Below are 12,248 nucleotides of genomic sequence, written 5' to 3' on the forward strand. Positions count from 1 at the left end.
AAGGCCGCAGGTTCAAATCCTGCCCCCGCAACCAAAATTTATAACATTATATCAAATGCTTACACACCGCCTCTCGTAGGCGGTTTTTTGCGTTCCACCAACCCGTGGAAGCGCTATGGAAGAAAAACTGAACCAATGAGATTAGCAGCCTAATTGAAACCCTGATTAAACTTTACAGGGCTGCAAAGTGGTCGAAAACCTAGGGCCACCTCAGAGCTTCTGAGGTCTCACTGGCCCCTATGACGGGCTGTCGTGGGTTGCTATACCCGAGCGGAGACGAAACGGGAGAAGACCTGTATGCGCGTAGCGGTTATCGGAGCAGGAGCGATTGGTGGTTGGATGACCTCTGGGTTTATTAAAGCCGGAGCAGAGGCCACTGTTCTGGCACGGGGCGCGTCTTTGGATGCTTTGCAACGGCAGGGGCTTTGCCTCGATGATGGGACAAGCCAAAACTATTTCCCTGTGCGGGCAACAACCGACCCAAGCGAGTTGCGCGGCGCTGATATCCTGTTGCTGGGGCTCAAAGCGCATGATTTGCCTGCAATGGCACCTGTGCTTGAGGCCGCAATTGGACCCGAGACAGTGATTGTTCCGGCAATTAATGGCCTGCCATTTTGGTTTTTCGAGAATTTTGGCGGACGGGCAAAAGGCACACGGATCGAAGCGATCGACCCCGATGGCGCCTTATCGCGGGTGCTGCCCGTGGACCGTGTTGTCGGCTGTGTCGTGCATGCGGCCAGCCATGTGCCCAAGCCCGCCCATATCCGTTTGGTCAAAGCCGATCGCATATGGTTGGGCGATGCAGGTACTGAACAAAATGCGCAAATGGTCTCGGATGCTTTAACCGCGGGCGGCATTCCTGCTGCGGTCAGCGATCATATCCATCGTGAGGTTTGGAACAAGCTTTGGGGTAATTCCTGTATGAACCCGCTTACGGCGCTCAGCCGCGCAGGAATGTCTGATTTCCTTGATGATGACGGCGCGAGGGGGATGGCGATTTCAATGATGCGGGAGATGTCGGCCTTGGGTACACAAATCGGGCTCACAGGCTTTGACGATCCTGAGGAGCGGATCGCGCTGACCCGTAGGCTCGGTGCGTTTCGCACCTCGATGCTACAGGATGTCGAGGCAGGCCGCCCGATTGAGCTTGACCCGATCCTTGGCGGGCTTGTGGAATTGGGCCGCCATCTGGGAGAGGCCACGCCCGTCATGGAAGGCGTCTATGGCCTTGCGCGCCTGTTGGATGCCAATTTGCGGTCCGCGCAGGGCTGATCTGGAAGAATGCGCCCTTGGGCTGTACATGTTCCAAAGGGATTTAGGGGTCGCGCATCGTGTCAAAGGTGACATTCGTAGATATCGCCAAATTGGCGGGGGTGGGCACGGCCACCGTTGAGCGGGTCTTGAATGCACGTGGCGGTGTGCGCCCCGCGACCACAGAAAAGGTCATCCTTGCGGCGCGTGCGCTGAATTACCCGCGCCTTATCCCTGATGAGCATCGCGGCATTGTCCGTATCGAAGTGATCTTGGTGCGCCGTGAGATGACGTTCTACACAAGGCTTGCGCGTGCTTTCGAGCGGATATCAGCCACGCTGGACAGTTCGATTCAGGTGCAGCGGACCTTTATGGATGAGTTGAAGCCGCAAGAAATCGCCGATCGCATTTTACGCCGCCAACCGCGCCGCGCGGGGTTGATCCTCGCCGTGCCAGATCACCCTGCGATCCGCCGCGCAATCTCGGAGGCGCAGGCCTCGGGGCAGCATGTGGTTCAGATTGTGACCCGTGTCGGCGGGATCGAGAGTGATTTTGTAGGCATCGATAATTATGGCGCTGGGAGAATGGCGGCCTTGTTGCTGTCCAAGATCCAGACATTGAAGGGCACGGTTGTAGCGCTGACCCATAGCCATATGTATCAGGTGCATCGTGACAGAATTTGGGGGTTTTCAGACTATTTCGCGCAGATGAAGCCCGAGGGAAAAGACTTCGCCCATGTGCTCTACGGCTTTGATGATGTAGGTCTGATTTCTGATCGGACATATGAGGCCTTGAGCAAATGGCCCGACCTTGTGGGTATTTACAATGTCGGTGGCGCGAATGGAGCTGTGCTGAGCGTCCTTCGGAAGCATCCGCGTGGCGAACATGTCTCCTTTGTCGGGCATGAGTTGACCGAGAACACCGAAGCTGCCCTGCGGGATGGGTCAATGTCAGTCGTTCTGGACCAGATGCCAGAAGCGCAAGCGCGCCGATCTATTGATATGGTTTTGTCACGGCTCGGGCTTTTGGCCGTGCCCGTAGAACAGAGCCCGATTCGCTTCGTGACAATCACCCCCGAGAACATTTGATCAAATTTGATCAGATGTGCAAAACTTGTGCGAATGCGTTGAAATTCGGCGAGTGGGGCTGATCTCTTGAATCCGCAGGGTAAATTTCAGGAAACGGGTTAGTCGATTATCTTCGATGATCCTGCTGGTCTCAATTTTGATCATATTTGATCAAGATTTCCACTGCCTCTTGTTTTTGGCTTGGATATACCATGGGACACATTAGGGAGGATGGAAGTCAGCTGATCGGCACGAAAGTGTCGGGGTGCCTCAAGGAGGGGGCGCGCAGCTGACACGAGGGACGATGAACGATCTGGATTACGGGAAACGGAATAAACGTGGGGACTGGGCGCCTAACAAGCCGGTCTCTGGCCTTGCGCCGATCTATGCGTTCCCTCCCAAGCTGGGTGCAGTTCTAAAATGGCTGCCTGAATATATCGCGCCTTGGAACCTCCTCATTGCAGCCATAACGCTTGCCTATTGGCTTTGGGTCATCCCGTCAGTGGAGGTGATGCAGAGCTTCCAATTGGGCTGGGTGCTGTGGCTTTACGCCGTCAATGCAATCGGCGTGTTTCTGTTTTTCGGCGTGTTCGAGTTTCGCCTCTATATGCAGCGCCAACAGGGCGCGCGTTTCAAATATAACGCCAAATTTCCATCGGATGCGCCCTCGGATGTCTTCTGGTTCAAAAGCCAGAACCGCGACAACATCCTGAGGACTTTTGCTTTCGGCGTGACGATCTGGACGGCGGTGCAGGCTTGCATGCTCTGGGCCTTTGCCAACGGCTATGCGCCTTGGATGTCATGGGCCGAGAACCCGATCTGGCTGGCGGTTTTGTTCTTGCTTGTGCCTGTGATTCACGAAGCGCATTTCTATTGCATCCATCGGTTGATCCATATGCCGTTCCTCTACAAGCATGTGCATTCGGTGCATCATAATTCGGTCAACCCCAGCCCATGGTCTTCGCTGAGCATGCATCCGGTTGAGCATCTCCTCTATTTCGGTGTTGCGCTGTGGCATTTGATCTTGCCCTCGCACCCGATGATCATGCTGTTCCAGCTGCATAAGGCGGGCTATGGCGCGGTGACGGGGCATGTGGGCTTTGACAAGATCGAGCTTGGTGGCGAACGCGGTTTGGATACCCATGCTTATGCGCATTACCTGCATCACAAGTATTTCGAGGTGAATTACGGTGACGGTCTGGTTCCCTTCGATTCGCTCTTCGGGACTTGGCATGACGGGTCCAAAGAAGGCGACGCCCTTATGCAGGAGCGCCATCGCGCGAAAAAACAACGCGCCAATGAGCAAGCGGCCAAAGAGGCCGTGCTATGAGTAACTTGGCCTTAAAACAGTGCGAAAATCAGTTGGTCTTTCCAAAAAAAGCCGCAGTTTTCGCTTTACCCCGCAGTCAGGAATTGGTCCTAATGGCCGTGGGAAGAGATTCCGCCAAATGGCGGATAAAGAGCACGCAAGTGCAATCCAATGGGAGGATACTATGAAGACTTTTGTAACTACAGTGGCAGCGGCCGCACTGCTTTCCGGAATGGCTTACGCCGACGGACATGGTGGAGAGCGTTATGTCATGATCACGCACACCCAAGGCACCGACCCGTTCTGGCCGGTTGTTGAAAAAGGTGGCCGTGACGCAGCTGAAGATGTCGGCGCGGCGTTCGAATATAACTTCGCTCCATCGGGCGACATGTCCGACATGTCCCAGTTGATCGAAGCAGCGACAGCGACCCAGCCTGATGGCTTGATCGTTTCCCTGCCTGATGCAGACGCTTTGGGTGGCGCGATCCGCGCTGCTGTTGAAGCAGGCATTCCGGTTATCACAATGAACTCCGGCCTCGAGTCCTCCGCGGATCTCGGCGCTCTGATGCATGTCGGTCAGCCCGAGCGTGACGCAGGCTTCGCAGCCGGCACACGTGCGATGTCCGAAGGCGTGACCAACGGTCTCTGCCTCAACCAGGAAGCGTTCAACACTGCGCTTGTTGACCGTTGCTCGGGTTACTTCGACGCCATGGGCGCCGAGCTGAACCAGATCGACGTATCGAACGACGTTGCACAGATCGAAACACGTACAGCGGCCGCTCTGACTGCTGATCCTTCGATCGATGGTGTTCTGGCTGTAGGCCCACATGTTTGTGCCGCTGCTGCAACAGCAATCGCTGAAGTTGGCGCAGAAGGTATCCACCTGTCCTGCTTCGACCTCTCACCTGAGGTGATCAACCTGATCCAAGAGGGCACCGTGTCCTTCACGATCGACCAGCAGCAGTATCTGCAGGGTTACATGCCCGTTACTGTTCTGCACCTCTACAACAACTATGCAGGTCTTCTGCCAGGTGCAAACATCCCATCGGGTCCTGGTTTTGTTGACGCGTCCAACGCTGCAGGCGTTGCTGAGCAGGCAGGCGTAAACCGCTAATTCTGCGAGCGACACTGCAAGAACTACGAGGGCGCGGGAAAAACTTGCGCCCTCTACTCCCCAAAAAATCCAAAAATTCAAGGAGGGAACAATGGCAGCCCAAGATACGAGCGCCGATCGTTCCGAGTCTGACAGACTGCAAAAAGGCGGTCTGTTCGCTCAGTTAAAGCGTCGGCCCGAAATGGGGTCGTTTCTTGTTATGTTATTTGTGATTATTGCCATTGCGTTTGCTTCGAACGGCAATGCGTTCAATGCGCTGGGTCTCAAGAACAACATATCCATCATCTCCCAGTTCGGGATCATTGCGACAGGCGCCTGTCTGCTGATGATCGCGGGCGATTTCGACCTGTCCATCGGATCCATGATCGGGTTCGCAGGCATGTCGATGGCAATGATGTTGAAATGGGGCCTGCCATTCGGTCTGGGTGAAGCAACCCCCTTCATGGCGTTTTTCATCACCCTTCTCATGACGCTGTCGATTGGTTGGCTGATTGGCACGATCATCGTACGATCCCGCCTCTCCAGCTTTATTGTGACACTCGCATTCCTGTTCTTCCTGCGCGGACTGACAGAGGTTTGCTACCGTGTGATCAACCAGTCCACGCAAATTTCGGGTCTGCCGAATTTCCGCGAAACCAGCTGGTTCGCCGATCTGATGGGTGGAGAGGTGTTCACTTGGTTCTTCGACATCTGGTATTCGCTTGGTGGCAATATCAACCGTGCGGGCAACCAGTGGGTCACAGGCTTTGATGCGCGTTTCATGTGGTGGATCATCATTGTGATCGTCGCCTATTATGTGCTGTCGCGCAGCCAGGCAGGCAACTGGATTTTCGCCACTGGCGATAACGAAGCCAGCGCTCGTGCAAACGGTGTTCCTGTGAACAAGGTGCGGATCGCGCTCTTTATGTTCACTGCATTCTGCGCAACCCTGTTTGCAGCCTGTCAGGTCTATGACACCAACACCGCAGACGCGGCGAAGGGTAACCTCAAGGAACTCGAAGCGATCGCGATTGCGGTTGTGGGCGGCACCTTGATGACAGGGGGGTTTGGCTCGGTTATCGGTGTGGTCTTCGGCGCGGTCACTTTCGGCCTTGTGGCCAATGCGGTGTTCTTCATTCCCGCGATTGACGGCAGCTACTACCGCGTCTTCGTTGGTGTGGTTCTGCTGACAGCCGTGTTCTTGAATGAAAGCGTTCGCAAGCGCATCACGGGAGGGCTGTAATCATGTCGACACCGATTATCAAAACCGAAGGTCTGACCAAAAAGTTTGGCCCCTTCACCGCACTTAACGGCATTGATCTGGAAATCCACAAAGGTGAGATCCACGCTTTGTTGGGTGACAACGGTGCGGGTAAATCGACCCTGATCAAGATCCTGTCAGGCGTTCATGAACCCACAAGCGGTTCGATCTATGTGGATGGGACTGCAAGTAAGTTCCGTTCGCCTCGTGATGCAGCGAATGCAGGTATTGGTACTGTGTATCAGGACCTTGCTGTAAACCCGCTGATGAGTGTGACGCGTAACTTCTTCATGGGGCGCGAGCTTGTGCGCGGACCGAAGCTTTTCGGTGCCATGCGGATGGATGAGATGGACCAGATCACGCATGATGAGATGGTCAAAATCGGGATCGATATTTCCGATCCGTCTCAGGCCGTGGGCACCATGTCGGGTGGACAGCGCCAGACTTTGGCCATTGCGCGTGCGATCTATTTCGGCGCGAAAGTTCTGATCCTTGATGAGCCGACATCGGCACTGGGCCAGAAGCAGCAAATGGAAGTGCTGAAGACCATGATGCGCGTGCGCCAGCGCGGCGATATCGCGATCATCTTCATCACGCATAACGAGGTGCATTCCAAACTGGTTGCAGACCGCTTCACCTTCCTCGCTTTGGGCGAAGTGATCGGCAGTGGCACCAAGGCCGAGTTGGCCGGCGAAGACATCCGTCATCTTATGGCAGGTGGGGTCGAGCTTGCCGATCTGGCAGGAGAGCTTGCCGCGATCTAAGGCTGATTGCTCAGGAATAGAAAAAGGCCCGATCTCAAAACCGAGATCGGGCCCTTTTTATTGGTATCGTCCCAGTCTAGCCGCCGAAAAGATGACGCTCGCCGCGTGCGGCGGATAACTCGATCTGGCGTTGGCGTTCACGGAACCTTTCGCGGTCCGCGTCGCTATGTTCGCTGATGCAGATATGGCAGGAGACGCCCGCCTCGAATTCGGGGCGGTTGCGATCCTCATCGGTAATCGGGCGACGGCAGGCGCGGCACAGCCCATATGGCCCTTGCTTGAGCCCATGCCCGACCGAGACGCGTTCATCAAACACGAAGCATTCGCCTTCCCAAAGGCTTTCCTCGGGCGGCACATTTTCAAGATATTTCAGGATACCGCCTTTGAGGTGGAACACATCCTCGACGCCTTGCCCTTTCAGGAAGGCGGTGGATTTCTCGCAGCGGATACCGCCTGTGCAAAACATCGCAATGCGCTTGTTATGAAAGCGGTCTTTGTTTTTATCCCACCATTTCGGAAAATCACGGAAGCTGGCTGTTTCAGGGTCGACCGCGCCTGTGAAGGTCCCGATCGAGACCTCGTAATCATTGCGCGTATCAATCACGGCGACATCGGGGGCGCTGATCAACTCGTTCCATTCCGTGGGGTCGATATAGGTGCCCACGGTGCTGGTCGGGTCGATATCAGGTTGCCCCATCGTCACGATCTCTTTTTTCAGGCGCACTTTCAGCCGCCCGAAAGGCATTTCGGCGGCGGGGCTTTCTTTCCATTCCAGATCGGCACAACCAGGCAGGGCGCGGATATGGGCCAGAACAGCATCAATGCCTGCGCGCGGGCCTGCAATCGTGCCATTGATACCTTCCCGCGCCAGAAGGAGAGAGCCGCGCACATCGCTGGCCTCACACAGCGCGCGCAAGGCGGGGCGCAGGGCGTCAGGGTCCTCGAAGCGGGTGAAATGATATAGGGCTGCAACAGTAATCATGGGTCTAGGGATTACGCCGTTGCATGCGGCTGCTCAAGAGATAGGTTGGTCGGCAACCCACTTGTCTTTGCCAAAGGTCCCCCGATGCGTGACGCGACCCATGCCCTTATCATTATCGACGTTCAAAATGATTTCTGCCCCGGTGGCGCTTTGGCGGTTCCCGAAGGCGATCAAATTGTGGCGGGCATCAATGCTTTGATGGATGATTTTCCCGCCGTGATCCTGACGCAGGATTGGCATCCCGCCGATCATTCCAGCTTTGCCAGCCAGCATGAGGGTAAAAGCCCGATGGACCTGATCGAAATGCCCTATGGCCCACAAGTGCTTTGGCCCGATCATTGTATTCAAGGCAGCAAAGGCGCAGAGTTCCATGATGATCTGGATGTAGACCGCGCCGATCTTATCATTCGCAAAGGCTATAACCGCGCGATTGATAGCTATTCCGCCTTTTTCGAGAATGATCAAACCACGGCGACGGGTCTGGAGGGGTATCTCAAATCGCGCGGTATCACGCAGCTCACCATGGTGGGGCTGGCCACGGATTTCTGCGTGAATTTCTCGGCGGTGGATGCAGCACGTTTGGGCTTTGCGGTCGAGGTCAGGCTTGATCTGTGCCGCGCGATTGATTTTGACGGCTCACTTTATGCCGCTCGGGATGGAATGGCCGAGGCTGGGGTCAACTTGAGCTAGGCGGTCTATTCAAGAAATTCGGCTTTGCCACAGCGTGACATTGAGCCCGCCAAAGGCCACGGGCGGGGTTGCGGGCTCCCAATCCAGACCTGTGGCTTTCGCCAATCCACCATCCGAGGTCACCAGCCCCACTTTCCAGCCCTTGAACTGAGCCTTCAAGGTTGCGCCAAGCGCGCCGTATAGACCGAACAGCAATTTGCGGTTCCCGATCCGCGCGCCATAGGGCGGATTGACCATCACCAAACCGGGCGGACCCGCAGGCGGGGTCAGGTCGCTGATCGCTTGGCGCTCGAAGCTCACCCAGTCTGACAGGCCTGCACGCTCGGCATTGCCACGTGCGCCACGGATCGCGCCATCATCACGGTCAAAGCCGTAAAACTGCGCTTGCGGCGCTGTGGGCGTGGCTCGGGATTTCATCGCAGCCCAATCCTCAGCCTCAAAACCTGCCAATTGCTCAAAGGCGAAGCTCCGCGTGCGACCAGGCGCGAGGCCTGCGGCCATATCAGCGGCCTCCAGCACAAAGGTGCCTGACCCGCACATCGGGTCGACCACGGTTTGGGTGCCGTCAAAGCCGCATTGCCGAAGAAAGGCAAAGGCGAGGGTTTCACGCATTGGGGCCTTGCCGATGAATTCCTTATGTCCGCGCTTGTGCAGGCTCTCGCCGCTGGTATCGAGACTGATGGTGCACAGGTCATCCTCAATGCGCAGCTTGACCACAATCGCGGCCTCGGGTGAGACACTGAGCCCTGCATCGGCAATAGCCCGCTCGACCCGCTCGGTCGCGGCTTTCTGGTGGTAGATTTTGGATTTACGGCACACGGCCTCAACCCGAACGGGCTGATCCACGCGCAAGAACGCCTGCCAATCCACCTTATGGGCGCGCTTATCGAGTTGGGCCAGATGCATCGCGCGGAACTCGGCAATGCGCGCCAAGACCCTGCTTGCGCCGCGCAGCCATAGATTTGCGCGCCAGACATCCTCCAATTCGCCCTCGCAGATCACACCCCCCGGCACGATACGGGGGGCCTTGAGCGCCAGTTCCTCGGCCTCACGTGCCAAACCGGCCTCTAAACCGGGCACCGTTTGCAGGAATATCTCCATTGCTCTTGCCTTTCCCGTGCTGCCTTTGGTCTAACCGCAGCACGCAATCACCCCGAGGGACCCCATCCATGGTCGATATCGCCACCCGCGTCTATAACCACAAATGGAAGATCGATCCGATCGTCCGTTCCTTGATCGACACGGATTTCTATAAACTCCTGATGTGCCAATCGGTGTTCCGCAACAACCCCGATACGAATGTGACCTTTTCCCTGATCAACCGCACCACGCGTATTCCCTTGGCGCATTTGATTGATGAGGGCGAATTGCGCGAACAATTGGACCATATCCGCACATTGCGCCTGACGCGGGGGGAATCCACTTGGCTGCGCGGCAATACTTTTTACGGCAAGCGGCAGATGTTCCGCTCCGATTTCATGGAATGGTTCGAGAAGCTGCGCCTGCCCCCTTACCATCTTGAGCGCAAAGGTGACCAATATGAGCTGACCTTCGAGGGTGCTTGGCCCGAGGTTATGCTCTGGGAAATTCCTGCTTTGTCGGTGCTAATGGAATTGCGTGGCCGCGCGGTGCTCAAGGATATGGGGCGGTTCGAGCTGCAGGTGCTCTATGCCCGCGCCATGACCAAGCTATGGGAAAAAATCGAGCGGTTGCGCCAGATCGACAAGCTGCGCATCGCTGATTTCGGCACCCGCCGCCGCCATTCCTATCTGTGGCAGGATTGGGCCGTGCAGGCGATGATGGAAGGCTTGGGTGAGAAATTTGTCGGCACTTCCAACTGCCTGATCGCGATGAAACGCGATATCGAGGCGATCGGCACCAATGCCCATGAATTGCCAATGGTCTATGCCGCCTTGGCCGAAGGGGATGCGGCGCTTGCGGCCTCTCCCTATGATGTTCTGGCCGATTGGCATGAGGAACATGACGGCAATCTGCGCATCATTCTGCCCGATACCTATGGCACCGCAGGCTTTCTTGAGAAGGCCCCTGACTGGCTGACGAAATGGACAGGCATCCGCATCGATTCAGGTAACCCCGCCGAAGGGGCCGAGGCCGCGATTGCATGGTGGACTGCCCGAGGCGAGGACCCACGCCAGAAGCTGGTGATTTTTTCGGATGGTTTGGATGTCGACAAGATCGAGGAATTGCATAGCCAATTCTCGGGCCGTGTTCGGGTGAGCTTTGGCTGGGGCACCCTCCTGACCAATGATTTCCGCGGGCTGGTGCAGGATGACGCGCTGGCACCCTTCTCGGTGGTGTGCAAAGCCGTCTCGGCCAATGGCCGCCCCACGGTCAAGCTGTCGGATAACCCTGAAAAAGCCATGGGCCCTAAGGACGAGATCGACCGCTACAAGCGCGTCTTTGGCGTGGGGGAACAGGAACGCATGGAGGTGGTGGTTTAAGGACCGCCCTCACTCATCCTCGACGCGTCCCCGTCCCGCCTTTACCTCACTTCGGACCTTCTTCGCCTTTATCCGCCGCTCGATTGACCCTTTGGTGGGGCGCGTAGGGCGGCGTTTTTTCGGGGTGACAAGCGCGCGTTTGATCAGTTCGGCCAGTCGCTCGCGGGCGATCTCGCGGTTATGGGCTTGGCTGCGCGTGTCTTCCACACGGATCAGAAGCGCGCCTTCTTTGGTCCATTTGCTGCCCGCGATCCGTTGCAGACGGCGCTTTACGGGGTCTGGCAGATTGGGTGAGCGCGCGGCCTCGAACCGCAATTCAACGGCTGTCGAGACCTTGTTTACATTCTGCCCGCCGGGACCGGAGGAGCGGGTGAATTGCTCGGTCAGTTCCCAATCCTCGATGGTGATGCCGTTTGAAATGGTCAGGGGCATCTGGGTTATCCTTGTGCCGCCAGCAGGGCTTCAACCTCGGCCTGCATTGGCATTGAGGCCGCAGCGCCCGCGCGTGTGACCGAGATGGCAGCGGTTGCGGTGGCAAAGCGCAGCGCCTCAGGCAGTTGCATACCCGCCGCCAGCGCTGTGGCGAGACCCCCATTGAAAGCGTCGCCCGCGCCTGTCGTCTCGGCCACCTCACCTGCTTTTATCGCGGGGATATGGGTGGCGGCTGCCCCATCATGGAGCAAGGCCCCCATCCCCCCCAAGGTCACGATCACGCCACTAACCCCGCGCGCCAGCAGAGCTTCGGCGGCGGCTGTCGCGCTGGAGAGGTCGGTGACCGCAATGCCTGTCAGCAATTCGGCCTCGGATTCATTGGGCGTGATCCAATCGCAAAGCGCCAGCATCTGATCGGTCAATTCAGCGGCGGGCGCGGGGTTGAGGATGGTGGTCACCCCCGCCTCGCGCGCGATGCGCAGGCCTGCTTCGGCGGCCTCCAGAGGGTGTTCCAATTGTGTCAGGAAAACCTTTGCCTTGCCGATCTCGGCCGAGTAGCTGGCCATATCATCGGCCGAGAGCGCCCCCGCCGATCCAGGTGCGATGATGATCGCGTTATCCCCGCTGCTGCTATCAATGAAAACACAGGCCGCGCCTGTCGGCTGCGTGGCATCTGTGATCGCCAGCGAGGTTACACCCGCATCACGCCAGATATCTTGCGCCATTTGACCGAATGTATCTGCGCCAATTCGCGTGATAAAACCCACCTTGCCGCCTGTTTTGGCTGCAGCCACCGCTTGGTTTGAGCCCTTGCCACCAGGTCCGAGGGAAAACCCGTCACCGCGCAAGGTCTCGCCCATCTTGGGCAAACGCGGCGCGCGATAGGTTGTGTCGGCCATGAACACGCCAAGGATAATGATATCGTTCTGCATGATGG

The 12,248-nt window shown here is 57.1% G+C and carries 12 protein-coding genes; 8 read left to right on the top strand and 4 right to left on the bottom strand.

The annotated features are described in order from the left end of the window. Positions 1-297: 297 nt before the first annotated feature. The 6 genes from ACTYEO_RS00005 (at position 298) to ACTYEO_RS00030 (ending at position 6,745) form a co-directional block, all read left to right on the top strand. Complete coding sequence (locus ACTYEO_RS00005) at positions 298-1,272, top strand: 2-dehydropantoate 2-reductase (protein ID WP_449321657.1); 975 nt, start codon at positions 298-300, stop codon at positions 1,270-1,272. Positions 1,273-1,331: 59 nt separating this feature from the next. After that, positions 1,332-2,339 carry a LacI family DNA-binding transcriptional regulator gene (locus ACTYEO_RS00010; protein WP_449321658.1) on the top strand — a complete coding sequence of 336 codons (1,008 nt, stop codon included), beginning with the start codon at positions 1,332-1,334 and terminating at the stop codon, positions 2,337-2,339. A gap of 283 nt (positions 2,340-2,622) precedes the next feature. Beyond that, positions 2,623-3,648 (top strand): sterol desaturase family protein, encoded by a 1,026-nt coding sequence (locus ACTYEO_RS00015; RefSeq protein WP_449321659.1) that lies wholly within the window; start codon positions 2,623-2,625, stop codon positions 3,646-3,648. Between the two features lie 250 nt (positions 3,649-3,898). Beyond that, a complete protein-coding gene (locus ACTYEO_RS00020) occupies positions 3,899-4,741 on the top strand; it encodes a sugar ABC transporter substrate-binding protein (protein WP_449321660.1) in 843 nt (280 codons plus the stop codon). A gap of 199 nt (positions 4,742-4,940) precedes the next feature. Next, a complete protein-coding gene (locus tag ACTYEO_RS00025) occupies positions 4,941-5,963 on the top strand; it encodes an ABC transporter permease (RefSeq protein WP_449321661.1) in 1,023 nt (340 codons plus the stop codon). Positions 5,964-5,965: 2 nt separating this feature from the next. Further along, the gene (locus ACTYEO_RS00030) at positions 5,966-6,745 is read left to right on the top strand and encodes an ATP-binding cassette domain-containing protein (protein WP_449321662.1); all 780 of its coding nucleotides are present in this window, start codon (positions 5,966-5,968) and stop codon (positions 6,743-6,745) included. Between the two features lie 76 nt (positions 6,746-6,821). Here the strand turns inward: ACTYEO_RS00030 and trhO are convergent, their stop codons facing one another. Continuing rightward, complete coding sequence (gene trhO / locus ACTYEO_RS00035; protein ID WP_449321663.1) at positions 6,822-7,727, bottom strand: oxygen-dependent tRNA uridine(34) hydroxylase TrhO; 906 nt, start codon at positions 7,725-7,727, stop codon at positions 6,822-6,824. An 84-nt stretch (positions 7,728-7,811) separates the two neighbouring features. Here trhO and pncA point away from each other — a divergent pair, with 84 nt between their 5' ends. After that, a complete protein-coding gene (gene pncA, locus ACTYEO_RS00040) occupies positions 7,812-8,417 on the top strand; it encodes a bifunctional nicotinamidase/pyrazinamidase (RefSeq protein ID WP_449321664.1) in 606 nt (201 codons plus the stop codon). A 9-nt stretch (positions 8,418-8,426) separates the two neighbouring features. Here pncA and ACTYEO_RS00045 read toward each other — a convergent pair whose 3' ends face one another. After that, positions 8,427-9,518 carry a THUMP domain-containing class I SAM-dependent RNA methyltransferase gene (locus ACTYEO_RS00045; protein WP_449321665.1) on the bottom strand — a complete coding sequence of 364 codons (1,092 nt, stop codon included), beginning with the start codon at positions 9,516-9,518 and terminating at the stop codon, positions 8,427-8,429. Between the two features lie 68 nt (positions 9,519-9,586). On the opposite strand from ACTYEO_RS00045, the gene pncB reads away from it, so the two are divergent. Then, positions 9,587-10,879 carry a nicotinate phosphoribosyltransferase gene (gene pncB, locus ACTYEO_RS00050; RefSeq protein WP_449321666.1) on the top strand — a complete coding sequence of 431 codons (1,293 nt, stop codon included), beginning with the start codon at positions 9,587-9,589 and terminating at the stop codon, positions 10,877-10,879. A 9-nt stretch (positions 10,880-10,888) separates the two neighbouring features. On the opposite strand, the gene arfB is transcribed toward pncB, so the two are convergent. Together arfB and rbsK are read right to left on the bottom strand one after the other, a co-directional pair. Next, entirely contained in the window at positions 10,889-11,311 is a 423-nt protein-coding gene (arfB, locus tag ACTYEO_RS00055) for an alternative ribosome rescue aminoacyl-tRNA hydrolase ArfB (RefSeq protein ID WP_449321667.1), read from the bottom strand. A gap of 5 nt (positions 11,312-11,316) precedes the next feature. After that, positions 11,317-12,243, bottom strand: coding sequence for a ribokinase (gene rbsK, locus ACTYEO_RS00060; RefSeq protein WP_449321668.1), 927 nt, complete (start codon positions 12,241-12,243; stop codon positions 11,317-11,319). Positions 12,244-12,248: the final 5 nt, after the last annotated feature.

This window comes from Rhodophyticola sp. SM2404 (genome assembly GCF_053570515.1).